General features: G+C 66.0%; 16 protein-coding genes and 1 pseudogene. 8 read left to right on the forward strand and 9 right to left on the reverse strand.

Features of this window, described 5'->3' with window-relative positions; translation table 11 throughout:
- The first annotated feature begins 54 nt into the window (after positions 1 to 54).
- Positions 55 to 711, forward strand: coding sequence for a FadR/GntR family transcriptional regulator (locus ACJRPG_RS10140; RefSeq protein ID WP_407999944.1), 657 nt, complete (start codon positions 55 to 57; stop codon positions 709 to 711).
- Here the strand turns inward: ACJRPG_RS10140 and pelA are convergent, their stop codons facing one another.
- The 6 genes from pelA to ACJRPG_RS10170 all read right to left on the reverse strand — a co-directional run bounded on the left by pelA (position 712) and on the right by ACJRPG_RS10170 (position 12,044).
- Complete coding sequence (pelA, locus tag ACJRPG_RS10145; protein WP_407999945.1) at positions 712 to 1,899, reverse strand: pectate lyase; 1,188 nt, start codon at positions 1,897 to 1,899, stop codon at positions 712 to 714.
- Entirely contained in the window at positions 1,896 to 3,440 is a 1,545-nt protein-coding gene (locus ACJRPG_RS10150) for a DUF5060 domain-containing protein (protein ID WP_407999946.1), read from the reverse strand. The genes pelA and ACJRPG_RS10150 overlap by 4 nt, the downstream gene beginning before the upstream one ends.
- The gene (locus ACJRPG_RS10155; RefSeq protein ID WP_407999947.1) at positions 3,437 to 5,191 is read right to left on the reverse strand and encodes a glycoside hydrolase family 28 protein; all 1,755 of its coding nucleotides are present in this window, start codon (positions 5,189 to 5,191) and stop codon (positions 3,437 to 3,439) included. The genes ACJRPG_RS10150 and ACJRPG_RS10155 overlap by 4 nt, the downstream gene beginning before the upstream one ends.
- A complete protein-coding gene (locus ACJRPG_RS10160; protein WP_407999948.1) occupies positions 5,188 to 7,506 on the reverse strand; it encodes a pectinesterase family protein in 2,319 nt (772 codons plus the stop codon). The genes ACJRPG_RS10155 and ACJRPG_RS10160 overlap by 4 nt, the downstream gene beginning before the upstream one ends.
- An 8-nt stretch (positions 7,507 to 7,514) precedes the next feature.
- A complete protein-coding gene (locus tag ACJRPG_RS10165; protein WP_407999949.1) occupies positions 7,515 to 9,065 on the reverse strand; it encodes a DUF5060 domain-containing protein in 1,551 nt (516 codons plus the stop codon).
- A gap of 66 nt (positions 9,066 to 9,131) precedes the next feature.
- Positions 9,132 to 12,044: a TonB-dependent receptor domain-containing protein gene (locus tag ACJRPG_RS10170; RefSeq protein ID WP_407999950.1), complete on the reverse strand. Its 2,913-nt coding sequence runs from the start codon at positions 12,042 to 12,044 to the stop codon at positions 9,132 to 9,134.
- A 412-nt stretch (positions 12,045 to 12,456) separates the two neighbouring features.
- Here ACJRPG_RS10170 and ACJRPG_RS10175 point away from each other — a divergent pair, with 412 nt between their 5' ends.
- The 4 genes and pseudogenes from ACJRPG_RS10175 to ACJRPG_RS10190 form a co-directional block, all read left to right on the forward strand.
- Complete coding sequence (locus ACJRPG_RS10175) at positions 12,457 to 13,449, forward strand: GlxA family transcriptional regulator (RefSeq protein WP_407999951.1); 993 nt, start codon at positions 12,457 to 12,459, stop codon at positions 13,447 to 13,449.
- A 275-nt stretch (positions 13,450 to 13,724) separates the two neighbouring features.
- Positions 13,725 to 15,404, forward strand: a complete 1,680-nt coding sequence (locus ACJRPG_RS10180) for a methyl-accepting chemotaxis protein (protein WP_407999952.1) — start codon at positions 13,725 to 13,727, stop codon at positions 15,402 to 15,404.
- 32 nt (positions 15,405 to 15,436) lie between these two features.
- The gene (locus ACJRPG_RS10185) at positions 15,437 to 15,943 is read left to right on the forward strand and encodes a chemotaxis protein CheW (RefSeq protein WP_407999953.1); all 507 of its coding nucleotides are present in this window, start codon (positions 15,437 to 15,439) and stop codon (positions 15,941 to 15,943) included.
- Between the two features lie 35 nt (positions 15,944 to 15,978).
- Positions 15,979 to 17,464 (forward strand): annotated as a pseudogene (locus ACJRPG_RS10190) (methyl-accepting chemotaxis protein); the annotation flags it as partial.
- Positions 17,465 to 17,731: 267 nt separating this feature from the next.
- Here the strand turns inward: ACJRPG_RS10190 and ACJRPG_RS10195 are convergent.
- Positions 17,732 to 19,357, reverse strand: coding sequence for a methyl-accepting chemotaxis protein (locus ACJRPG_RS10195; protein ID WP_407999954.1), 1,626 nt, complete (start codon positions 19,355 to 19,357; stop codon positions 17,732 to 17,734).
- A gap of 307 nt (positions 19,358 to 19,664) precedes the next feature.
- Here ACJRPG_RS10195 and ACJRPG_RS10200 point away from each other — a divergent pair, with 307 nt between their 5' ends.
- The 3 genes from ACJRPG_RS10200 to ACJRPG_RS10210 all read left to right on the forward strand — a co-directional run bounded on the left by ACJRPG_RS10200 (position 19,665) and on the right by ACJRPG_RS10210 (position 22,271).
- A complete protein-coding gene (locus ACJRPG_RS10200) occupies positions 19,665 to 20,495 on the forward strand; it encodes a CPBP family intramembrane glutamic endopeptidase (protein WP_407999955.1) in 831 nt (276 codons plus the stop codon).
- Between the two features lie 100 nt (positions 20,496 to 20,595).
- Positions 20,596 to 21,282 carry a DUF2306 domain-containing protein gene (locus ACJRPG_RS10205; protein WP_407999956.1) on the forward strand — a complete coding sequence of 229 codons (687 nt, stop codon included), beginning with the start codon at positions 20,596 to 20,598 and terminating at the stop codon, positions 21,280 to 21,282.
- 2 nt (positions 21,283 to 21,284) lie between these two features.
- Positions 21,285 to 22,271: a GlxA family transcriptional regulator gene (locus ACJRPG_RS10210; protein WP_407999957.1), complete on the forward strand. Its 987-nt coding sequence runs from the start codon at positions 21,285 to 21,287 to the stop codon at positions 22,269 to 22,271.
- Between the two features lie 12 nt (positions 22,272 to 22,283).
- Here ACJRPG_RS10210 and ACJRPG_RS10215 read toward each other — a convergent pair whose 3' ends face one another.
- Positions 22,284 to 23,648: a putative bifunctional diguanylate cyclase/phosphodiesterase gene (locus tag ACJRPG_RS10215; RefSeq protein WP_407999958.1), complete on the reverse strand. Its 1,365-nt coding sequence runs from the start codon at positions 23,646 to 23,648 to the stop codon at positions 22,284 to 22,286.
- A 471-nt stretch (positions 23,649 to 24,119) separates the two neighbouring features.
- Positions 24,120 to 25,733, reverse strand: a complete 1,614-nt coding sequence (locus ACJRPG_RS10220; protein ID WP_407999959.1) for a methyl-accepting chemotaxis protein — start codon at positions 25,731 to 25,733, stop codon at positions 24,120 to 24,122.
- Positions 25,734 to 25,838: the final 105 nt, after the last annotated feature.

Consider the following 25,838-nt stretch of genomic DNA (forward strand, 5'->3'; position numbering starts at 1 on the left):
TATGTTCCTGCCGACCTATCTAGAATCGCCTGAAATACTCATCGATTTCAGGACATGCGCACGTACCGCCAGGTGGCAGACAGAATCCAGCAGATCATCGCTGACGACGGTATCGCCGCCGGCGAGCGCCTGCTGCCGGAACGCGAGCTGTCGGCACGGCTGCAGGTCAGCCGCGCGTCGCTGCGCGAGGCGCTGATTGCGCTTGAATTATCCGGCGTGATCGAGGTTCGCAGCGGTTCGGGCGTCTATGTCACCGCGAGCCCGCAGGCGGCGGCCCTGCCTGACGATTCCGCGCCAGGTCCGTTTGAAGTGCTTTCCGCCCGCCGCCTGATCGAGTCGGAAGTGGCGGCGATTGCCGCGCGCATGGCCAGCGATAGCGCCATAGCCGCTCTCCTGCGCGCGCTGGAGGAGCTTGAGAAGCAGCACGACAATTTCGTCCACGCCGAACGGCTCGACCGCAACTTCCACCTCGCCATCGCCAATGCAAGCGGCAACAGCGCGCTGGCCGGTGCCGTGAGCTATTTATGGAACCAGCTCGGGCCGATCTGGCACAAGCTGAAAGAACATTACGAAACCGAGGCATTGCGCACGGAGACGACGCACGACCATCGCCGCATCTACAGCGCAATCGCCGCCCGCGATCCGGCCGCCGCAAGGCAGGCCATGCGCGATCACCTCGACCGCGTCACACGCACTTTCTCGCGTGGCTGATCAGGAACGTTTGGAAGCCCATGCTGCGTAGGTCTTCAGCGCCTTTTCCGGCCCGTTCACAAACCAGCCATAGCCCTTGCGCCGCTCCTCGCTGATTTCATCAACCGTGTCATGAATGCTGCGGTCGCGGTCCCCGAAGACGGGCTTCATGGACCTGATATCGTAGAAGCGCGCCCAGTTCCCACCCGGCAGTGCGGTGCGCTTCAGCCATGCGGCGCCCGCATGCACTGCGGCCACTACTTCCGCCGATGGATCGGGCAGCTGCATCAACAGCTGCAGCAGGCGTGCGCTCTCGTTGCTGGCCAGTGCAATCGGTTCGAAATTGCGTGCCCCCACGGCGGCCAGCGTGAGCGCATCATGCTGCTGGCACCAGCCGGTGCGCACGCCGTCCGCCACGACTTGTGTGGCGAGCACCACGCCGATAGCCCTCTCCGCAGCGTTGCGCGACTCGCCGGCCAGCGCGTCCGGCACGAAAGCATAGTCGCCCTGCCGCGCTGCCGCCTCGCGCAGCAGCTGCACCACATTGGAGAAGGCGTCGTCGTTGTAGGTAATGGCGTCGTGATAGCCGCCTTGCAGCGGGAAGATCTGGGGGAAGCCGCCGTTCGGGTACTGCGCGTTCAACAGGTAGCGCAGGCCCCGGGAGAATGCAGCGCGGTAGGCCTGTCCTTCTGCGCCGGGAAACCGGGCCTGCACGCGCGCCAGAAAGCGCAGTTCGGTGGTGGTGGCGTTGTTGTCGATGGTACCGACGAAGTTCCAGGATTCGCGGCCGCCGTCGAAGGACACGTAATGCTGGCCGCGCTGGCGCAGCGGTCCGCTTCTGTCCACGTTCTTGCCCCAGCCGCCGGCAGGCGTCTGGAAACTGAGGATATTGTCGGCGACATGACGCGCCTCCGGCGTGCCATACCACTCGGCCACCCGGTTGAGCGGCATGCCGCCCGCCCCGCCCTTGTGCGGCGGCGCATCCGGATAGGCGCCGCCTGCGCGTTCCGCCGCCAGCGCCGCCTTGTCGGCCTCCAGCAGCGTGCGCGAGCGGCCGAGGTAGGCCAGCCAGGCGGCGCGTTCCGCGCCCGCTTCGCTGGCGATGCGCGCTTCGCTGAGGGCCTGCGGCGGCGTCATGTAGCCGAGGATCGCCGCATACGGGACTGCAGGCGCCGCAGCGAACAGGAGGCAGATGGCGGCCCGGCTCATGGCACACGCACCAGCCGCACGGCCATGTAGGGACGGCCCGGCAGCGGAATACTGCGGCCGTCCTTGTCCGTAAAGTAGTAATCGCCGGCCTTTTTGATTTCGAACACGCCATCCACCGGCGTGATGGTCATGTTCCAGGTGTCGATCACCTCAGCCTTGAAGCGCATTTCGTCCTTGAGATCCGTCTTGAACAGCGATACCGGCCAGCTGGCGGGCGCCTGCTTGCCGAAGTAGCCCAGGTAGTACTGTGCATGTTTGCCTGCGAAGGGATAGTCCTGCCACTTGTCGATAGGCTCCAGTCCTTCGGGCGGGCTCTCGCTCAGTATCTTGCGGAAGAAGGCCAGGCGCTGCGGGCTCTGGCCGCGCAGGGCGCCGCCCTTGGCCAGCCATACCAGCCCGTTGGGATCCTGGTAGGTTTCGCTGTGGCCCACGTAAGTTCCCGCAATGGCCCCCTGCCAGAAGCGCAGCACCATTTCTTCCGGCGTGAGCTGGCCCCAGCGGCGCGTAAAGTTGCCTTCGTATTTCACCTCATCGTAGACCACCGGCTTGTTGTAGACGTCGCGGAACAGCACGGCGCGTTCAAAATCTTCGGTGATGGCGCCGCTTTGCACGCTGACGTGCGTGACCCATGGCTTGGTATGGTTATAGAGCACGAAGGCATTGTGGATGGAACGCAGGTGCTGGTAAGGATCGTTCGCCTGCACGGTCTGGAAGTAGCTGTCCCATTCTTCCATCGATTTCGCCTTCAGGAAGTCGAACTCGTTCGCCATCGACCACCAAACGTTACGGTAGGCCGCCAGGCGCGCGACCACGTAGCGCAGGTAGCGCTGGTTCACTTCGTCCGGCATCTGGTCGAAACCCCAGTAGTTCTTGTCATAGGGGTGGAACAGGATCAGGTCCGCCTCGATGCCGAGGTCGCGCAGCTGCGCCACACGTTGTTCCAGGTTTCGGAAGAACGCCGGATCGAAGCGGGAGAAATCCCAGCCCTTCGGCGGTTTGCCTGCGAAGGGATAGCGCGGCAGCACGTTCTTGTCGTCGTGGTTCGGAAACACGGCCATGCGCAGCTTGTTGAACGGCGATACGGCCAGCGTGCGCAGGGTCTGCTGCTGCAGCGCCTCGGTCTGGTGCGTCCACGCATAGCTGGTGGTGCCTACCTGCCAGTAGGGCGTGCCGTCCTCATAGGCGAAATGGCGCACGTTCCTCACGCGCACAGGACCGTGGTTGCCCGCGCCGGGAGCAACGGCGGTGACAGTCCCCTTCCTGCCGTTCAGCTCCGGGCGGTTGCTGCGCGTTTCATATTCCCACTCGCCCACCGTGTCCGGCATGAAGCGGATCTTGTAGCTCCCTTCGCCATCATAGAAGCCCGATAGCTGCAGGCTGCGCGGGCCGTTGCGGAAGGTGGCGGACAGCTCCACTTCCATGAATGGATTGCCGCTGCTGGGGCCTTTCAGTTCGATATCGGTGCTGCCCCAGCGTTCAACCGGCGCCGCCTGCGCCAGCCCGCACAGCGCGGCGAGCAGCAGCATCAGCTTCTTCATCATGTGTTGTACTCCTTGCCGCCGATGCGCACATTGCGCAGCTTGAGATTGTGGACGTTATATGCGAACCAGGGGTCGGCAGCGCGCGGCGTGCCGAAGTCGGAATCGCTGATGCTGATATTCATCAGCGGCAGGACCGGCGTTCCGGCCGGGCCGTTGAAACTGGCCGCAACCGGCCCCAGAAGCACCATGGCCTGGTAGCAGGAGTACGCTCCCTCGGGCGTGTTGACATTGCTGACGCGGACATTCGAGATGTGCACATCCGATACCGACGGCGGCCGGGTGCGGATTGCATCGTCGTTCGGGGTGTAATCGCAATCGATGCTGACGACCGCGCCGCCGTTCGTGGAAACCAGCTTGCCGGCGAGCGGCGATCCCGGCAGCGCTTTGTGTTGCTGGCGCCGTGTCTGCACGCCATTCGGCAGCGTCACGTCGCGCACGTAGAAGTAGCGCAGGAAGCCGCCGCGGTTCATATTCGTCTTCATGCGGATGGCGGTGCCCAGCGGGTCCCGTTCCCAGAAGGCGTTGCGGAACTCGATCTTCTGCGCATACACGTGCTCGATGCCGCCTGCCATCTCGCTGCCCAGCGTCACGCCGCCATGGCCGCAGTTCATGATGCAGTTCTGGATCACCACATTGCGCGTCGGCCCGTATTGCGAATCGCGGTTCTTGCCGGACTTGATGGCGATGCAATCGTCGCCCGTGTTGAACAGGCAGCCATCCACCAGCACCGTGTCGCAGGACTCAGGATCGAAACCATCCGAGTTCGGGCCCATGCTCTCCATGCGCACCTTCGAGAAATGCACATTGCGCGAGTTCACGGGATGGTGGATCCAGAACGGCGTGTTGACGACCTGGTAGCCCTGCATCAGGACGTCCTCGCAATCGACAAACTCCACCATGCAGGGGCGCAGCGTGTGACCCAGGCCGAACACGCGGCGCTCCGGCGGCACGCCTGCCTCGGACAGGATGGGCAGGTATTTGTCGTCCGCGCGCCAGTTCTGGCGGCCGCCGATCATCTGCGGCGTGAGGCCCGGCACTGCCTCCGCGTTGTTCGGATTGTTCAGGCCCTGGTGCATCTCGCCCGGCTGCGCGCCAGCCGGATTCATGCCCCACCAGCCGGAGCCGCTGCCATCCTCGAAGGGCACGCCGGCCTGTCCATTCAGCACGCTGGTCCAGTCTGCGCCGGTAATCGCGATGTTTTTCTGGCCACGCGCATACACCATCGGCGAGAAATTCAGGCAGTCGTTACCCTGCCAGCGCGACAGCACCAGCTTGCCCTTTGCGCCGCAGTCGAAGTCGCCGTCGCGTGCGTAGTCTGTCGGGTTTGCGCTGAAGTAGACGTGCGCGCCCTTCTCCAGGTGCACATGCACGTTCGACAGCAGCGTGATCGGGCCTTTGCAATACCAGTTCCCTGCCGGGATAAGCACACTTCCGCCGCCGGCCTTGTGTGCGGCGGCGATGGCTGCGCGGATAGCGGGATAGCTGTCATGCGAGCCCGCTACGGGCGTATCGAGTTCCCCCCTGACCTTGAGTTCGACCAGGCCTTTGACCCTGGCCAGCGCGCATGGCTTCGCGCCAAAGGCCGTGATGGGAAAGTCCTTGTCCGGGAAAGCCAGGGGCTTTGCGAAACGGTCAATGATCTGCTGTGCACGCGCCCATGGGTCGGGCTGGCCGGAAGCCAGCAGCGGTAAGCCGCCTGCTGCGAGCGCTGCGCCTTTCAGCAAGGTACGGCGTTGAAGGGATATTTTCATGGTGTCGATTTGTCCTTATCGGGGTTCCAGCCTTTGCCGCCGCCAAACTGCGCAAACACACGGCTCCGGCTTGCAAACGGTTCTGCCTCGGTGGCGCTGATGACGCGGCCACCCTTGCGCGCCGAAATGTCCAGCGGCCTGCCTTCCGGGTCCATGCTGTTGAATTCGAACCAGCCGGTGCCTGCGCGCGGCACGCCGTTCCAGCCTACGGGTGCGATATGCGTATCCATACGGCTGTTGATGTAGCTGACCTTGTCCCACGCGGTCGGCACGCCGGGCCGCGCCAGGTAAATGGAGCCCGGCAGTACGGCGTTGCCTGCCGGACCAGGGCCGTGCGTGAAGCGGCTGTTCAGGAACACGAAGCCCGGATCGTGCTCGCCCACGGTGCGCGCCTGCATCACGTAGCCGCCCAGTTCCGAGCCCTTGCTGTTGCCAAGCGAGCGGATCTCACATTCCTCGAACAGCGCGGCGCGGTTGTAGCCCCAGATGAAGTCCACGGTACCTGCGACCAGGCTTTGATAGAACCATGAATAGCCCTTGACCTGGATCGTATCCTGCTCGCTGATGAAGTCTGAATGCGTGGCAACCAGCCGGCCTTCGCCGGCAAAGTTGAGCGCCTCGGCCTGACCGCCGATGGTCTTAACATTCCAGGTGGTGTTGAAGACGGTGAGCGTATCCAGCCGCAGCAGGTCCGCGTCTTCCACCAGGAACAGGGAGCGGCCGCCGGTTGCGCCGGGAGCCAGCGGCGGCTGGCCCACGCCGCTGCCCGGATTCAGGCCGTCGTTGTTCTCCTCCGCGATGATGGCGCCTTGCCGGCTTTCGCCTTTCAGCGTCACATTGTCCTTGCCGCGCAGGTAAAGCAGCTCCTCATAGCGTCCATTAGCGATGCGGATTGTTACCGGCTGCGCGCGCGGCACATTGCGCATCACGTGGTTCAGCGCGCCCTGCACCGTGCGAAAATCGGCCGGGCCGTCATCGTCCACGCTCAAGGTGTTGCCGGCCGGCGCCGCGGCGCGGGTGCGGAAGCGCCATCCGGCGGCCTTGCCGATGCCGTCGAAGCGCTTTCCGCCCAGGCTGGCGCCGCCAAACAGCTTGCCATCCACGGTGACGTAATATTCCGTGCCATAGGCCAGGCGGCTGTCGTGCAGGCGGATCGTGGCCTTGCTGCCATTCAGCTGGATCGGCTGCCACCGCACCACACGCTGCACGCCGTCGGGCGCAGCGCCGATGGCGTTGACCTCATGACCCAGATGGACCTCATCCACCAGCGCGTTGTCCGCAGCGCGCCACACGCGCACCGTGCCGCTGGCGCCGAGCTGCGGCGCGGCGTCGAAATGCAGTTGCAGCACGCTGTCGACATGCGCATCCTTCGCCCCCGGCGCTGGAGCTGCACGGCCCTGCAGCGCATAGCGCTGGCGCGATTCCACCACGGCGGGGGCCATATTCACGCTGAGCGTGAGGGCGACGTTCGGATCTTGTATGCTGGTGAGCGTGATGGCGGCTTGCCCCGCCTTGCCGGGGTTCACTGCCAGGGTGTCGCCATCGGCCTGCACGCGCACGACGGCGGGATCGGACGAGCGCGCAGTGAAGCTGCCCAAGGCAATGCCATCCCGGCTGAACGTCCGCACCGGATAGCGCTGTACTGCACCGCCGGACTGCAGGCCAAGCTGCAGTCCGCGCCGCGCCAGGCCGATGCTGACCGGCGCCACCTGCATGCTGCCGGCACGCAGGTCGTCCACTTCAAAATCCCCCTCCAGCGATAGCACGCCGACGCGCGGCGGCGGCAATCCCGGTTCTTCCATGCCGATGGTGCGCAGGCCGTTCACGTGCAGCGTGAGCAAACCGCCGTCGCGGTCCAGCCGCAGGGTATAGAAGCTGCCTGCCGGGTCCAGCTCGCGGCCTACGCGTTTCAGGTAGCGCAGCTTGCCGTCCGCCATACGGGCAACGGCCAGCACCAGGCGCTTGCTGCCCGGTGCCAGCTCCAGGCCGAAGCCCAGCCAGTTGCCTTCGTCCGCATAGCTTGCGATCACAAAGCCCTTGCCGCCCTGCTGCATGGGCCGCAGCCGCGCTTCGATGAAGTGCGCGCCGCCGCTGGCCTGCTGCGTTTCCGCCGCCGGCACCAATTGCGCGGGCCCGCCTGAACGCAGGTGGAGCAGGCGGTTCGGCGTTTCCGCCTGCTGCCGCAGCTCGGGCACGGCCCGGTCCCACGCGCCTGCGCCTTGCTCGAAATCGCGGCACCAGCCGGCGCCGCCGGGGCATGCCGCGTTCGCGGCAAAGGATGATGCTGCTGCCAGCGCGGCAGCGATGAATCTCAATCTCATATTCATGGAATGCGGATAATGCGTAAGGCCATATACGGGCGGCCAGGAAGTTTGATGCTGCGTCCCTGCTTGTCGGCAAAGGTGTAGTCGTCGCGCTTGCGGATTTCGAACACTCCATCGACCGGCGTAACCGTCATGTTCCAGGTATCGATCACCTCCGCACGGAACTTCATGCCATCCTGCAGGCCGGTCTTGAACAGCACGAAGGGCCAGGCTTCCGGCTTCTTCGTGCCAAAGTAACCCAGGTAATACTGGGCGTGCTTGCCCGCGAACGGGTGGTCCTGCCATTTGTCGATGGGCTCCAGCCCTTCGGCCGGGCTCTCGCTCAGGATCTTGCGGAAGAAGGCCAGCCTTTGCGGACTCTGGCCGTGCAGCACACCGCCCTTCGACCACCACGCTATCTCCTGCGGGTGCTGGTAGGTCTCGCTGTGCCCCACATAAGTACCCGCGATGGCGCCCTGCCAGAAGCGCAGCACCATTTCTTCCGGCGTGAGCTGCCCCCAGCGCTGCCTGAAATTGCCCTCGTACTTCACCTCGTCGTACACCACAGGCTTGTTATACACGTCGCGCAGCAGCACGGCACGCTCGAAGTCCTCGGTGAGCGCGCCGCTTTGCACGCTCACATGCGTTACCCATGGCTTGGTGTGGTTATAGAACACAAAGGCATTGTGGATGGAACGCAGGTGCTGGTAAGGATCCTGCTCCTGCACGATGCGGAAGTAGCTGTCCCACTCCTCCATCGATTTGCTCTTCACGAAATCGAACTCGTTGGCCATGGACCACCACACATTGCGGTAGGCGGAGAGCCGCGCCACCACGTAGCGCAGGTAGCGTTCGTTGGCTTCCGGCGGCATGCTGTCGAAACCCCAGGCGCCTTTATCGTAGGGATGGAACAGGATCAGGTCCGCCTCGATACCGAGGTCGCGCAGCTGGGCCACGCGCTGTTCGAGGTGGCGGAAGAAGGCAGGATTGAAACGGCTGAAGTCCCACTGTTTGGGCGGCTGGCCTTCAAAGGCGTAGAAGCGCGGTTCGTTCCTGTTGTATTCGTAGCGTTTGGGGAATATACCCATGCGCATCTTGTTGAATGGCGCCGCGGCGAGCGTGCGCAGGGTTTGCTGCTCCAGCTCCTCGGTCTGGTGCGTCCATGCGTAGCTGGTGGTGCCCACCTGCCAGTACGGCGTGCCATCCTCGTAGGCGAAGTGCCAGGTATTCTTGACCCGCACCGGCCCGTGGTTGCCTGCACCCGGTGCAACGGCGGTGATGCTGCCCTTCTTCCCGTCCAGTTCCGGACGGTTGCTGTGCGTTTCATACTCCCACACGCCCACGCTGTCAGGCATGAAGCGCAGCTTGTACTGGCCGTCGCCATCGTAGAAGCCCGGCACCTTCAGCATGCGCTGGCCCTGGCGGAAGCTTGCGGAGAGTTCTGTCTCAAGAAAAGGATTGCCGCCGGCGGGCCCTTTGAGATCGATATCGATACTGCCCCAGCGTTCGACCGTTTGCGCCTGCGCCAGCATGCACAGGGCGGCGAGCAGCATGAACAATGCTTTCTTCATCGCGTCCTCATTACAGCAGATGTGCTGCGGGCCCGTTTCCGGGCCCGCAGCTGGCTTACAAGCCGGTCAGAACTTGTATTCGACGGAGAGGCGGTACACGCGTCCCATCATATCGGCCAGGCTGGTAACGTAGCCGCCGCTGTAGATGGTGTTGGCGGTGATTGGCGGCCATTCCTCGGTGATGTTGTTCACACCCAGCGTTACGACGGTGTTCTTGAAGCCCGCGTAGCGCACGTTGAGGTTGTACTGGCTATACGCTTCCACTTCGGTCACGCTGGAACCGGCGCGTGGCGTCAGGTCCTTGAAGTGGGTGTTGTAGCGCTGCGAGAGCGTGGTTTTCCAGTCGCCGCTGGTCCAGGTCAGCGCCGCCGTGTGCTTCCAGCGCGGGTTCAGCTGCGGCATGCCTGCCAGGCCGGAGTTCGGGCCTGCACCGCCGTAGCGGCCGTCGTTGGTGATGATGCCCACGTTCGACAGCCATGCGCCGTCCTTCTCGGCCTGGAACTCGTACTTGTGGTACCAGGTGCCGTCCAGCTTCGCGTCAAAGGTGCCGACGCTGGTTTTCGGGAAGCGGTAGGTCGCCGATACGTCCGCGCCGCGGATGCGGGTCTGGCCGCGGTTCGCCTGGCTGGCCACGATGTGGTCGATGGTGCCATCGGCCTTGCGGACGAAGAACTGCGCGTACTTTTCCGGATTCTGCTGGATTTCGGCGATGGTGATCGCACCCAGCACGTCACGCAGCTTCAGGCCCCAGTAGTCGACGGTGATCGACAGGTCTTTCAGCGGCTCCAGGCCGAAACCGAAGGAGAAACCGCGCGACTTCTCGGGCTTCAGGAAGGAGTTGTTCGGCGACTTGGTCCAGTAGGTGGTTTCCACGTTACACACCTGGTCCGCGGTGTAGCCCGGCGACGGGGTGCCGGTGGCCGGGACGGTTGGCTGCGAGCTGCGGCACAGGACCGGGTCATCCATCACCTGCGTACGCACTTCCGGCGTCGGGTTCTGGATGTCCATGATGGACGGCGCACGGAAGCCGGTGGACACCGAGCCGCGCAGCAGCAACTGTTTGGTCGGCGTCCAGCGCGCTGCCAGCGCCGGGTTGACGGTCGTGGTTTTCAGGTCGTCGAAATGGTCGGCGCGTACCGAACCGTTCATCACGAAGCTGTCGGTGAATGGCGCATCCAGCTCCATCACCAGCGAGGAAATCTGGCGCTTCAGCTTCTTCGCCACGCCCTGCGGGGTTTCACCCACCAGGTCGGACTGCACCACGTTGCCCGACTTATCGATGTTATAGCTGCCGTCGGCCTTCTTCAGCACATAATCCAGCGGTGCATTGAAGGTGCGGGCCGAGTCTTCGCGCAGTTCGCCGGACAGTGCCAGCGTCAGGTCGCCGCCGCCCAGCTGCCAGATCGGGCGCGACACGGTAGCGTCCACGCTCTTGTTGAAGGCCTTGTTCAGGCGGTAGGTATAGTCTTCCGCCTGGATGCTGCGCAGGTATTCGGCGCCCGCTGCGTCCTGCAGGCCGAACGGATTCAGGATGCCCTTGTCGAAGCCTTCCTGCGCCTTCGAATACAGGATGTAGCCTTCGCCCACGCGGGTATCGCGCTTGGACTGGCCGTAGTTCAGGCCCACGCGGTAGTCCCAGCCCATCACCTCGCCCTCGGCCGACAGCACGATGCGGTTATTGGTCTGTTCGTCGTTGCGGTAAGCCGGGCCCAGTTCGGCAGGACCCCACTGGAAGTAAATGGTGCGGTTGTTCATGTTCAGCGGGCTGACCGTACCTGGCGTCTTGGTCGAATCGATGAACATGGCGGGGCTGTTGGCGCCCGTGTTGCTGCCCACCACCTGCACGGCCGGCGTGATGCCATTGCCCGGATAGTATTTGCTGCTCGGCGACAGCGAGTAGGTTGTGAACGGCTGGGTAGCGCCAGGCACCTGCATGCCGCGGTACTTCTCGACGGTGAAATTGGCGTGCAGGATTTCCAGGTCGATCTTGTGGCCGCCGGACAGGTTCATGCTGGCGCGGCCGCTCACCGTGGTGATCTTGCTGCCATCGGTAACAGCGTTCCAGTACAGTGGATTACGGAAGCAGCCCGGCGCATACACGGGCGGTGTGGCCAGGCTGTTGTTACCCAGCGTTGGCGAAGCGTATGGCGACGCGCAGCCGCTGGCGAAGGCCGGATTGTAGTTCGAGTTCGCGTTGCGGGCAAAACCGAAGTTCGCGATCGGCGAAGGATTGCGCGCGTCCGGCGTAATGCCCAGGCCCAGGGTGCGCAGGGTGGCCGGGTCGTGCTGGTCCGGACGGTCCTGCTGGAACAGCGCGCCCTTTTCCTGGTGGTCCACCGCGATATAGGCATTCCAGCCTTGTTCGCGCAGGTCGCCCCAGCCCACGATGGCGCCAATCGATTTGGTGCGGCCGTCGCCGCTCATCTCCGGCGTGGCGTATTCGGCCTTGACCGAGGCGCCCTTGTAACCGCGCTTGGTCCAGTAATTCTGCACGCCGCCGATGGCGTCCGCGCCGTAGATGGATGCCGCGCCGCCGTTCAGGGTTTCAACCCGGTCCAGCGCCATGCGCGGAATCACGTTGACGGAGATGTACTGGTCCTGCAGCGGCTCGTTGGCGAGCCGGCGGCCGTTCAGCAGCGACAGGGTACGCATCGGGCCCAGGCCACGCAGGTTGGTGACGGGACCGGCAGCGCCGGAGTTGGTGCCGAGGGACAGCGACTGCGGCTGCTCCAGCACGAAGTCTTTCAGTTCGGTGTGGCCGCGCGCTTCAAGTTCCGTTGCCTTCACGGTCATCAGTGGGATCGCGCCTTCATCCGCCACGCGGCGGATCAGCGAGCCAGTCACCACCACGGCCTGCACTGGTTCGGCCTTGGTTTCGGTCTGCCGGGCGTGTACCTGCCCAGACATTTGCAGCACGGCGGCAGCAACAGCGGATGCCAGCGCCACACGGCGTAATTCGGGTTTACGTGCAGAACTCATGTGTCTCCTCCTGTTTTTTGATCGAATTGGCTCGATCACTTATTTTCACTGGTACAACCAGATACTAAACTGGCCAGACCAATTGAACAAGAAAAAACACCATGAAACGCAAAGTGGCCAGACCAGATTGCGCTGTTCGTTGCGCATTTGCCACTACCTCATGGTTACCCAGCGCTGCCACGCCGCCTCCTGCCGGCCGCAACGCACCGTAACTGCCAAGCTCAGGCACTATACCGCCAAGTGCGGCGCCCGTCACGGCCACTCTGGTGCCATAACCAGGCCGCGCCTGCCATACTCAATGGTTTTGCCCCTGTCCCATAAATGCTTTTCTGCACCTTCCAGCGCCAGATCGTCCTGCTACACTGGGTTCAGCCCGGGCCGGCTGCGCGGCTCACCTGAACCAGGAGACATCATGCGTGCTGCCCCGACGGATACCCTGCGCATCGGCCTGCTGCTTTATCCCGGCTGCATGCCGGCTGGCCTGTTTGCCTTCGCCGACCTGCTGACCTCGGCAAACGCCCGGGCCGGCCGCGCCGTTTTCCGCACCGAGTTCGTTGCACTCGAAGCCGGGCCGGTCAGCTGTGCCCACGGCCATCCGCTGCACGCCAGCGCCGCGCTCGGCCGCGCCGAGCTCGATGCCGTACTGGTGCCGCCGTGCTGGACCGACTCGCTGCAGGAACTGGAACAGGTGGTGGACGGGCGCCAGGACGTGGTCAACGGACTCAGCCAGCTCGGCAACGAGGTCATGCTGCTCAGCTACTGCGTGGGCGTGTGCCTGGTGGCGGCCACCGGCCGCCTCAAGGGCCAGCCCGCCACTACCTCGTGGTGGCTGGCGGACATGCTGCGCAAGCGCCATCCGAATGTGATCTGGAATATCGAGCTCAGCGTGATCGCCAACCGGCGCAATGCCACCGCCGCAGCTGCCTTCGCCTTCCAGCTGCTGGCCAAGGAGCTGATGGATAAATACATCGGCAAGCATGTTTACAGCGACATGATCAAGATGATGGTGCTGCCGCGGCCGGACCGCGCCCACCAGGTCTTCCATGCGATGGACATCGTGCAGCAGGGCGATGAACTGATGCGCCAGCTGTTCATCACCGCCCAGGCCCTGCCGGCGGCGGACATCACGGTGCGCAAGCTGGCCGATGTCATCGGCACCACCGAGCGCACCCTGTCACGCAAGGTCAGCGCTGCGTCCGGCCTGCCCATTGCCAGCTATCTGCGGCGCATCAAGCTGCACCAGGTCAGCGAGCGCCTGATCCTGACCTCCGTTCCGGCCAGCGCCATCAGTGACGCGCTCGGCTTCAGCAGCGAATCCACCATGCGCCGCATGTTCAAGGGCCTCACCGGCCTGACGCCGCTCGAATACCGCAACCGTTACAAGCGGCCGCAGGACGCGGCCTGACGCCCCCGGCGCGCCGCCCACGGCGCACCTCTCCCCTCTTCCACTTTCCCCGCGCCGGCGGTGCCGGCGCCGCCGCGTCCGCACGCCGCGTCGCCGGTGCCGTACGCGACGCCCCGGCCGCGCGGCAGAATTGCACGAATTTTGACCGGAAACGCCATGGTCCGGACGTGCGGATTGCCTCACACTTTTTCATCTCTGCCTGCTCCGCGCCGCAACACCGGGCGCGCCGCGGCAGATCTTGAGGCGATCAATTGGAGAGAACGATGTTTCGAAATGTGAAGATAAAAACCGTGTCGATGGCAGCCCCGGTCATCATGGTGCTGCTGATCCTGACCGTGGGCGCCCTCGGCTTCTACGGCTCGCACCTGGTGCGTACGGTCACGGTCAACAACCACGCCAGCGCCATCAGCCGCAATGCGATCCGGCTCGACATGGAGACCAACCGTAGCCAGGTCCTGCAAGCCCTGCAGCACAATCCCGGTTTCGCCTGGTCGCGCCTGCATGACCACCCCCTGACCGTGCACTTCGATACCATCGATACCGTCTCGGCCCGGCTCGCCAATCGCTGGGAAGAATACCTGGCCAGTATCACGGATGCCGAGGAAAGGCGGTTGGCCCAGGAATGGTTTACGGCCAGCGAAGGGCTCGGCCTGGAACCAGTGCGGGCCGCCCTTGCCGACCTGCGTTCCGGACGCTGGGACGATGCGGAAGACGTGTTAATCAAGCATATCAACCCGCGCTATCGCGCAGGCGACGCCGCCATGCATGAACTCAGCAAGCTGGCCGACAGCCACGCCCGGGAAGCCGAAGAGCGGCTCGGCACGATGCAGGCCCGCATTGCCTTCGCCAGCGGCGCCGTGCTGGTGATGGGCACGGCGCTCGGCACCGCCGTGGCCCTGGTGCTGGTCACGGCCGTGGTGCGGCCGCTGCGTGAAGCGGTCACGGTCGCCGAGCGCGTGGCGGACGGCGACCTGACCGGCTCGATCGACAGCCGCGGCAACAACGAAATCGGGCAACTGCTGGCGGCGCTGGGCAAGATGCGCAGCAGCCTGGCCGCCATCGTCAGCGAGGTCCACACGGGTACCGACATGATCGCCAGCGCCTCGCGCCAGATCGCGGCAGGTAACCTGGACCTGTCGGAACGCACCAGCGGCCAGGCCAGCTCGCTGGAACAGACCGCGTCGTCCATGGAGCAGCTCACCAGCACGGTAGGCCAGAACGCCGAGAATGCGCGCCAGGCCCGACGCCTTGCGGTCTCGGCCTCGGAAGTGGCGTCGCGCGGCGGCGCCGTGGTGGCCGATGTGGTGCAGACCATGGGCTCGATCAGTGAATCGTCGAAGAAGATCGCCGACATTACGGGCGTCATCGACGGCATCGCCTTCCAGACCAATATCCTGGCGCTGAATGCCGCGGTGGAAGCGGCCCGCGCCGGCGAACAGGGCCGCGGCTTTGCCGTGGTGGCCTCGGAGGTGCGCAACCTGGCGCAGCGCTCGGCCCAGGCGGCGCGCGAAATCAAGGAACTGATCGGCGACTCGGCCGGCAAGGTCGACAGCGGCGCGCGCCTGGTGGACCAGGCCGGCGCCACCATGCAGGAAATCGTCAGCAGCGTGCAGCGTGTTACCGACATCATGGCCGAGATTTCGACCGCCAGCGAGGAGCAGACCGCGGGCCTGGGCCAGATCAACCAGGCCATCGGCCATATGGACTCGATCACCCAGCAGAACGTGGCGCTGGTGGAAGAGGCCGCGGCAGCGGCGGACGCCCTGCAGGAGCAGGCCGGCAGGCTGGCCAGCACGGTCAGCGTGTTCCGCACCGATGCGCGGCAGCCGGTGGCCACGCCGCCTGCGCCAACCCCTGCCGCGGCGTCCCGGCCTGGCGCCAGGGCCCCGGCCCGGCTGGCACGCCCGGCCACCGTGGCCAGCGCCGATGCCAGCGATGGCTGGGTGGCCTACTGAGCGCCCTGCCTCCATCCATTTCAGGACAAGCCATGAATAACACAGCATGCAGCACGGCCGCCGCGCGTGGCGTGGCCGAGTTCCTTTCGTTCACCATCGGCGACGATGCCTACGGCATCGCCATCGATGCGGTGCAGGAACTGCGCGGCTATGGGCCGGTGACCCGGCTCGCCAACGCGCCGCCCGAGGTCAAGGGCGTGATGAACCTGCGCTGCCTGATGATGCCGGTGATCGACCTGCGCATCCAGCTCGGCCTGGCCGAAGTGCGCTATGACGCTAGCACGGTGGTGGTGGTGCTGCAGGCCGGCGGCAAGACCGTGGGCGCGGTGGTCGATGGTGTGTCGGACGTGATCACGCTGGCGCCGGAAGACATCCGGCCGGCGCCCGAGGTGGCAAACCGGCCGGGACCGCAGAGCATTGTCGGCATCGGCCTCACGGGCGAGGCCATGCTGGTACTGCTCGACGCCGGCGCCCTGCTGGCCGGCTGCACCATCGATCCCGCCGAAACCGGCGCCCTGCCGGCCTTGCAGGCGGCATGAAGAACCAGGAGGACAAAACAATGAAATTACAGAATATGCGCGTGGCTACCCGCCTCGGCGCGGCGTTCGGCCTGGTGGGCCTGCTGCTGGGAGTGGTGATCGTGTTGTCGCTGTCGAGCATGCGCCAGATCCAGGACGGCATGGACCAGATCACCTAGGTCAACGACGTCGAGGCCCAGCTCGCCGCCACCATGGAACAAACCGTCACTGAGCGCGCTGGCGCTGCGCAACCTGATCCTGCTGCAGGAAGCGAAGGAGATCCAGGTCGAAGTCGCACGCATCGCCACCCAGGAAAAACGCTATGCGGAAGCGCAGCAAAAGCTGGGCCGCCTGTTCGCCGGCATGGCCGGCACCACGGACCAGGAGCACGCGCTGCTGGCCCGCATCCGCCAGCAGGCCGAGCTGGCAACGCCGTTTGTGCGGCAGGCCGCCGCGCTGGCACTGGACAAGAAAACCGATGAGGCCTACCGCCTGCTGCGCTACGACTTCCGGCCGGTGCAGCGCCAGTGGTGGGATCTGCTGCGCGAGCTGCGTGCGCTGGAAGAGCAGCAGAACACCGCCGCGGTGGCTGCCGCCGCCGAGACTTATGCCCGTGCGCGCTGGCTGGTGGTGGGCTTCGGTGTGCTGGCGCTGCTTGCCAGCGCGGCGGCGGCGCTGCTGATCACGCGCAGCGTGGTGCGCCAGCTGGGCTGCGAGCCGCAAGAAGCGGTGGCCATCGCCGCCCAGATTGCGGCCGGCAACCTGGCCGCGGCCATCACGCCGCGCCCCGGCGACCAGTCCAGCCTGCTGTTTGCGATGAAGTCCATGCGCGACAGCCTGACCGACATCGTGCAGCGCGTGCGCAGCAGCACCGACACCCTCAGCGTCAGCGCCGGCCAGCTGGCCGGCGGCAATGTCGACCTGTCGGCGCGCACCGAGCAGCAGGCCAGCGCGCTGTAGGAAACGGCGGCCTCGATGGAGCAGCTGACCTCGGCCGTCCAGCACAATGCCGACAATGCGCGCCAGGCCAACGGCCTGGTCAGCTCGGCCACAGAAATCGCCACCCTGGGGGGCGCGGTGGTGGCGCAGGTGGTCGACACCATGGCCGCCATCGACGCCTCGGCGCGCAAGATCGTCGACATCATCGGCGTCATTGACGGCATCGCCTTCCAGACCAATATCCTGGCGCTGAACGCGGCGGTGGAAGCGGCCCGCGCCGGCGAACAGGGCCGTGGTTTCGCGGTGGTGGCGACCGAGGTGCGCAACCTGGCGCAGCGTTCGGCCGGCGCCGCCAAGGAAATCAAGGGCCTGATCGGCGACTCGGTCGACAAGGTCCAGCTGGGCAACAAGCTGGTCGATGAAGCCGGCGCCACCATGCACAATGTGGTGGCCAGCGTACGGCAGGTGGCCGATATCATGGCCGAGATCATGGCGGCCAGCCAGGAGCAGTCGCAGGGGATCGCCCAGGTCAACTCGGCCATCGTGCGGATGGACAGCGTGACCCAGCAGAATGCCGCCCTGGTGGAGGAAGCGGCGGCGGCCACCTGGAACAGGGCCGCGCCGCGGCCTGCCGCACCTCAGGCATGGAAAAGTCCGGCCTGCCGTCCTGGGGGGCATGCCGGTCGAGTCTGAACGATCGGTGGGATGGTGGCCGGCGCCGGCAGAATCTGAGCCATGCGAACGGGCTGGTTGCGGCCCGATGCCGCCCAGCGTGCGACCTGACCTACAAGAAGAAACGGCAAGGCGCTGCCCGTCAGCAGCGCCTTGCCGTGGCGGCACCGGCCTGGCCGGCGCCGTGAGCCTGCGGACTCAGGCTCGCGCTGCGATCCGTCGCGGCAGCAACATGGCTGGACTGCCAAGGCGGGCAGGCGCGGCCTGTTCCAGCAGGAATGCGCCGACGGCATCGCTCAGCTGTGTGGCCAGCTCGTGCATCGATTCGGTGGCCGCCGTCGCTTCCTCCACCAGGGCGGCATTTTGCTGGGTCACACTGTCCATCTGCACGATAGCCGAGTTGACCTGGGCGATGCCCTGCGACTGCTCTTGGCTAGCCGCCACGATCTCGCCCATGATGTCGGCCACCTGGCGCACGCTGGCCACTACGTTCTGCATGGTGGCGCCGGCTTCATCAACCAGTTTGTTGCCCAGTTGAACCTTATCGACCGAGTCGCCGATCAGGCCCTTGATTTCCTTGGCGGCGGCGGCCGAACGCTGCGCCAGGTTGCGCACCTCGCTGGCCACCACCGCAAAACCGCGACCCTGTTCGCCGGCACGGGCCGCTTCAACGGCCGCGTTCAGCGCCAGGATATTGGTCTGGAAGGCGATGCCGTCAATGACGCCAATGATATCGACAATCTTGCGCGCCGAAGCGTTGATAGCGGCCATCGTATCGACTACCTGGGCCACCACCGTGCCACCCTGGGTAGCGATTTCGGTAGCCGAGCTGACCAGGCCGTTGGCTTGGCGCGCATTGTCGGCATTGTGCTGGACCGCCGAGGTCAATTGCTCCATCGAGGCCGCGGTCTGCTCCAGGGCGCTGGCCTGCTGCTCGGTACGTGCCGACAGGTCGGCATTGCCGCCGGCCAGTTGGCCGGCGCTGACGCTGAGAGTATCCGTACTGCTGCGCACGCGGTGTACCATCTGGGTCAGGCTGTCGCGCATTGACTTCATCGCAAACAGCAAGCTGGACTGATCGCCAGCGCGCGGGGTGATGGTATCCGCAAGATTGCCGGCCGCAATCCGGGCCGCAATGGCCGCGGCCTCCTGCGGTTCGCAGCCCAGCTGGCGTACCACGCTGCGCGTGATCAGCAGCGCCGCCGCCGCGCTGGCGGCGAGCGCCAGGATGCCAAAGCCGCTGACCAGCCAGCGTGCCCGCTGATATCCTGCCGCTGCGGCCAACACGGCTTCCTTGTTCTGCTTCTCTTCCAGGGCGCGCAGCTCGCGCAGCAGATCCCACCACTTGCGCTGTACCGGCCGGTAGTCATAGCGCAACAGTCGGTAAGCGTCCTGCGGTTTCTTGTCGAGCGCGAGCTCCGCTGCACGGCGGATAAAGGGCCCCGCGAGCTCGGCCTGCTGCGCGACCTGAGCGAGCAATGCGCGTTCCTGGCTGTCCGTTCCCGGCGTCCGATCGAACAGGCGGCTCAGTTGTTCGTGAGCTTCCGCATAACGCCGGCCTTGCTCGGCAATACGCTTGATCTCGATCTGGATTTCCTTTTCTTCCTGCAGCAGGATCAGATTGCGCAGCGCCAGTGCCCGCTCGGTCACGGTCATGTCCATTGCCGCAGCCAGCTGGACCTCCTTGTCACTTATCTGCGTCAGCTGGTTCATGCCATCCTGAATGATGGACAAGGCCAACGCGACCACCACGCCCAGCAACAATGCCACCAAGCCAAATCCGGCCCCAAGGCGCGAGGCCACGCTCATATTCTGCAACTTCATCTGTCTGATCTCCAAGCTTGTCATGCCAGCAGCGGTAAGCGGCACCGGAATGGCCGCCCTGGCCCGGCTGGCAGAACCCGGGCACGGGGCATAGCATGGCAAACCTGCCTGGCCACAACAATGGCCGGAGCGCGCTGCCGCTGCCGCGTTGGCAGCCGTAGCGCAATTTTGGCAGTAGCAGCGACCACCGGGTGTGGCGCGATGCGAGGGCAAGCGTGCGCTGCAGCTGAACATTGCGTGCCGCGCCAGTTCCGCTGGCGACGGCCGCGCGGTATCGTGCACTGAATATCAACTTAATATCCATAACATGATTCGCACCCTGTTTTACGGCGCCAGCGGCGCCTTGCGGAATGGCTGGTGGATCCTGCTGTTCTATCTGGCGCTGGGTGTGGCCGTGGCCGGGCTGATACAGCTGGCGCCGCAAGGCCAGGTGCCCGAGCTGTGGCAGCTGGGCGCGGCCCTCGCCGTGACGGCATTGCTGCAGACCGGCCGCCGGCGCCCGTGGCGGGAGCTTAGCGGCCAGCCTGGGCTGGTCTGGCTGCACTACTTCGGACTGGGCACGCTGCTGGCCGCGGCGCTGTGGGGCATGCCTACCCTGTTTCTTCTGCTGCTAGGCGCCACGCGCATGACATGCGACGGTCCGCTCAGCACATTGGTGGCGGGCCTGCTTGCCCTGATGAGCGCTACGGTGCTGGAGGAAGTGGTGTTCCGCGGCTTTGTGTTCCGCCGCCTGCAAGACGGGCTGGGCCCGGCAACTGCCGTGCTGCTCAGCGCCGGCCATTTCCTGCTGGTGCATATGAATAACCCTGGCATGCACGGCGTCACGCACGTGCTGGCCATGGCCAATATCTTCATCGCCGGCCTGGCGTTCGGCCTGGCGGCCCTGCGCAGCGGCGGCCTGGCCCTGCCGATCGGCTTGCACCTGGGCGCCAATTGGCTGCAGGGTCCCCTGTTGGGGTTCGGTGTCAGCGGCCATGCGACGGAGCACCTCTGCCGCCAGCAGTTGAACGGTCCCGACTGGCTGACCGGCGGCGCCTTCGGGCTGGAGGCCAGCGTCCCGGGAACGCTGGCCATCATGGCCGTGGCATGGCTGCTCTGGCGCTGGCGTCCGGCGCAACAGCACGACGGTAAAAAATGACTGAAAGTTGACCAGAATCGCACTGGCTGCCAACGGCAGGCCGCGCGACACTGGCACGTTCGGTCCACTGATCTGTTTTTGTAGAAAGTCTGCAGGTACCATGTTCGGGAATATCAAATCGCGGCAATCGCCCGGTCGCGCGAACGGCGGCCCTGCCGGGCCCTGGCCGCGGCAAGAATGTTGGCTGCTGGCTGGCCTGTTGCTGCTGGCGGCGGTCCCTATACTGGCTGCCGCCAGCCGCCTGTACTATTTCGGCAGTAATGCCACGCATCCGGCGCTGGCCCGCTTCAGCGCCACGCCCGCGCCGATGATCGTGCATCTGCTCAGCGCCAGCCTGTTCGCCCTGCTCGGCGCTTGGCAGCTGATACCGTCCGCACGCCTGCGGGCGCCGCGGCGCCACGCCCGGCTCGGGCAACTGGCCTGGGGCGCCGGTCTGCTGGCCGCCCTGTCGGCCTGCTGGGCCCTGGCCGTATACCCGGTGGCAGCCACCGACCCGCCCCCCTTGTCCTGGCTGCGCGCGCTGGCTGCCGCTGGTCTCGCCCTGTGCCTGCTGGCCGGCATGCACGCCGGCCGCCGGCGCCACTATGCTGCACATCGGGCCTGGATGCTGCGCGCCTACGCGCTCGGCCTGGGCGCCGGCACCCAGGTGCTGACCCATCTGCCTTTTCTGCTCGGCGAGGGTGCCCCCCCGCCGGCCGCGCGCCTGCTGTGTATGGCCGCAGGCTGGCTGATCAATCTTGCCGTCGCCGAGTACCTGCTGCGCCGCCCTACTCTCCTGTACCGTTAATTATGTTCTCTCCTCCCGAATTACGCGGCCGCGAAGCAGCCACGCCGCCCGCTGCCGGACCGCAAACAATTGCACTATATTGCAGCGAAGGTAGCAGCGCGATCGACGTGGCCGCAATCGCCGCCGTCTTCGCCCAGGCTAACCGGCTCGACGGCCGGCACTGGTACGAGATCGTGCTGGTGGCGCCGGCGGACACGGTACTGTTGGCCGATGGGGTCCGTCTCGGCACGCGGCCGTTCGCCCAGCTCGCGGTGCCCATCGATACGCTGGTGCTGAGCGGTGCCTTACCTGCGGAAAATGCCGTGCCCGGCTTGCGCCGGTGGCTGGCGGCACAACTGCAGCAGGCACGGCGCTGGTGTGCGGTCGATGGCGGTTTGCTGGCCCTGGCCCAGTTGGGCCTGGGGCGCGATTGCAAAGTATCGGCGCGCGCCGGCACCCGGTTCCAGCTGGAAGGCATGGGCGTGGCCATGCAGATCGACGAGACCGTGCTGTTCCAGCGTGACGGCCGCTTGTGGTCCTGCCCCGGCGGCGCACCGGTGCTGGACATGTGCCTCGACATGGTGGAGCAGGACTGCGGGCGGCGCCTGGCCAACCTCGTGGCACGGCATTTGCTCGTGGCCGGCCGGCGCAGCAGCGCACAAGCTCAGGTCAGTCCGGTGCTCGCGGCCCAGAGCCGCGGCGGGCGCGACCGCGAACTGGCGCAGCTGGTGGAATGGGTCAACCAGAACATCGACAGCCAGCTCGACATTGCGGCCATGGCGACGCGCGTGTCCATGTCGGAACGCAACTTCCACCGGCGCTTCAAGGCCTTCACCGGCTTCACACCGGTCGATTATGTGACCCAGGTACGGCTGGAACGGGCACGTCAACTGCTCATGTGCGATCTCAGCCTGAAGGAAGTCGCCAAGCGCACCGGCTTCACCTCGGCCACCACGGTCCGCCGCGCACTGCGCCGGCGGCGCCCGGACACGCCGGACCCGGCGCCCTGAGCCATCGGCGCCTCAGCATTTGCGGCAGCGGCGCGGCGCCGCCGGAGGCGCCCAGGCGCCACGGTGGCGCTCGCAGAACTGGCGTAGCTGCGGCGCCGGCAGGGGGCGCGACACCAGGTAGCCCTGGATCTCGTCGCAGCCATTGGCCTGCAGGAACAGCAGCACTTCCGGCCCCTCCACGCCTTCGGCCACCACCTCCAGGTCGAGCGCATGGGCCAGGTCGATCAGGGCCTTGACCAGCTTCATGCCCGTGACCGGGCCGCCTTCGCGGTTGACGAAGGTTTTGTCGAGCTTGATGGCGTCGACCGGGAACAGCTGCAGATAGGCCAGCGAGGAGTAGCCGGTGCCGAAATCGTCCACCGACAGCAGCACGCCCAGCGCCTTCAGGCGGCGCAGCAGTGCCGCGCAGCGCTCGTGGTCTTCCACCAGCACGCTTTCCGTCAGCTCCAGTTCGAGCAGCTCAGGCGGCAGCTGCGCGCGCGCCAGCGCCTGCGCCACGTCCTCCACGATGCGGGCATCTTCCAGCTGGCGTGCCGACAGGTTGACCGACACCCGCAGCGGCCGCCCGGCACGCAGCAGGCTGGCGCCGAATTCGCAGGCGCTGTCGAGCACCCAGCGCCCGATCTCGCCGATCAGGCCCTGCGCTTCGGCCTGGGCCACGAATTCGAGCGGACCGATGCGGCCCAGTTGCGGATGGTCCCAGCGCAGGAGGGCTTCGGCCGCCACCACCTGCATCGAACCGGCATGCAGCCGCGGCTGGTACTCCAGCACGAATTCGCCGCGCCCCAAGGCCTTGCGCAGCGAGCGCTCCAGCTCGGCCTGGCGCCGCACCGTATGGCCGAGCTGAACATCGAAGCAGGCCAGGCCGTAGCGGCCCAGCTGCTGGTGGTAGCGCAAGGCGGCGGCGGCCGCGTCGCACACGGCATCGGCCGTGGCGCCGTCCTGCGGAAAGCTGCCCAGCCCGGCGGCCGCCTGCAGCACCAGCTCCCCGCCGTCCACCAGGTAAGGGCGGCTGATCAGCGCATACAGTTGCTGGCCGAAGGCGCGCTGGCTGCCGGGACAGGCCGTCTCGGCCAGGATGGCGAACTGGGCCGAATGCAGCCAGGCCACCTGCCCGCGCTTGCCGACCGCCTGGCGCAAGCGCTGCAGGATCTCGGCGAACAGCTGCTCGCTGCTGCCGCGGTCGTAGACGCTGGCCAGCGCCGGCCAGCGTTCCAGGCTGAGCAGGATCACTGCGAAGCCATCCGCGCCATCCCGGCAGCGCAAGGCCGCCTCGTGCACGGCGCGCTGGAAACGGCCGGCATCGAGCACCTTTGGCAGCGGCGGCGCGGGCCCGTCGGCAGCGGCGGCCAGCGGGAAACTGATCGGAAAATTCATGGCAGAGCCTTTCTCAACAAACTGGACGCGCGCATACGGGGTTCCGGTATGCCCAGCGCGATACGACGGTGCCAGCCTAACGTGTCCCCGGCGGCGCGGCTGCCATCGACCGGCCCGCGGCTGCCAAACAGGCGGCGGCGCGTCCGGCCAGCAACAACGCCGCAGGCTGGCAGTATTTCGCTGCTGGCTGGCAGCCGCAGCCGGAAGGCGGCCCCTACAATGGCTGGGTGCTGTAGTCTCCCTGCAGTGCATGACAATCGGACTGCGCCCCACGCAGTCCGTCCGCTTCGGCAGCGACCGGTCTGAAGGTTCCGGCTTGCCTGCCTGCGGCGCGGCGGCGTTGGCGATCCGCCGCCGCGATTGCTTTTCCTTCGGCCGGTGCAGCCCCCCCTGCACCGGCCTTTTTTTATTCCCCCGATAAAAAAACGCCAGCCGCAAGGGCTGGCGTGCGACGCGGACGCGGGACCGCGCTCAGTTGCCGATACCGATCAGGCGGCTGTGCGCCATCTCGCGTGCAGGGCCGCGCACGGCCGCCGGGGTGGCGCTGCGCTGGGCCGCCAGCTTGAAGGTGCCCACCACCGCCAGCAGCTGCTGCGCCTGCGCCTGCATGGAATCGGCCGCGGCCGCGGCCTGTTCCACCAGTGCCGCATTCTGCTGCGTCACACCGTCCATCTGCACGATCGCCTGGTTCACCTGGGCGATGCCGGCCGCCTGCTCCTGGCCCGCCCGGCTGATTTCAGCCATGATGCCGGTCACGCGGGTGACGCTGGCCACCACCTCGCCCATGGTGGCGCCGGCGATATCCACCAGCTTGCTGCCCGCGGCTACCTTGTCCACCGAATCGCCGATCAGGGCCTTGATCTCCTTTGCGGCGGCCGCGCTGCGCTGCGCCAGGTTGCGCACCTCGGAGGCCACCACGGCAAAGCCGCGCCCCTGCTCGCCCGCACGCGCCGCCTCCACCGCGGCATTCAGCGCCAGGATATTGGTCTGGAAGGCAATGCCGTCGATGACGGAGATGATGTCCACGATACGTTTCGCCGAGGCGTTGATCGACCCCATGGTGCCAACCACTTCGCGCACCACCTCGCCGCCCTTGGCCGCCACCTCCGATGCCTTGACCGCCAGCTCGTTGGCATGCCGCACGCTTTCGCCGTTCTGCTGCACGGTGGAAGTCAGCTCTTCCATCGAGGCGGCGGTTTCCTCCAGCGAGCCGGCCTGGGCCTCGGTACGGGCCGACAGGTCCAGGTTGCCGGTGGCAATTTCCACCGAGGCGGTCGTGATCGCGTCCGTGCCGTCGCGCACCTGCTGCACCAGCTGTGCCAGGCAGGCCTGCATGCTGCGCATGGCAAACATCAGGCTGCCGGTATTGGATTCGTCGTCCACGTCGACCGCGGCGGTCAGGTCGCCCGCCGCAATGGCGGCGGCAATGGAGGCTGCATAGTCGGGCTCGCCGCCCAGCTGGCGCAACAGATTGCGCGTCAGCCAGAACGCCACTGCGGCGCCGATCACCAGCGCGCCGGCGCCGAAGCCCAGGCTGAGCACCAGCATGCGCTGCGTGGTCGCCGCCAGCTCAGCCTTGCTCTGCTCGACCGAGGCGTTCTTTTCCTTGATCAGGCCGATCAGCGCGCCGCGGATCTGGCGCCACAGCGGTGTTTCCCCGGCATTCAGCAGCGCGATGGCCGCGGTCTGGTCCTGTTTAACCAGCGCCACGATCTTTTCCTGCAGCTCCGCCTGCTCGGCGTGGTGCGCCTGGATCTTGGCCAGCACGGCCGCCTCCCCGGCACCGGCCTGCGCCAGCTGCTGCGCCCTGGGCAAGGCCTTGCGGAACGCTTCGCGCGCGTCGTCCAGGTTCTTGTAGCCCTGCTTGTTGGCCGGCGCCAGGATCACGTTGCGCAGTGCCTGCCCCATCTGCAAGCCCTGCGCGTACAGCGTGTTGGTCTCGGTCAGGAAGGCCTGGTCGCGCTGGATGAATGTATCGAATTTCACGGTGGCGTTCTGCATGCCGGTGACGGCCATGCCCAGGGCCAGCGTAAACAGGAAAAATACCAGCCCCATGCACAGGGCCATCTTGTGTTTCAGCTTCATGCCATCCTCATTTCTGTTATCGGAACAGCGGCAGCGGCGCCTCCCGCCCGCCCGGATTCAGGCAGAAAGATGGACACCGCAGGCCTGCGCCGTTGTGCACGGCAG

It is taken from the genome of Pseudoduganella rhizocola (genome assembly GCF_045984285.3).
Taxonomy (GTDB): domain Bacteria; phylum Pseudomonadota; class Gammaproteobacteria; order Burkholderiales; family Burkholderiaceae_D; genus Rugamonas.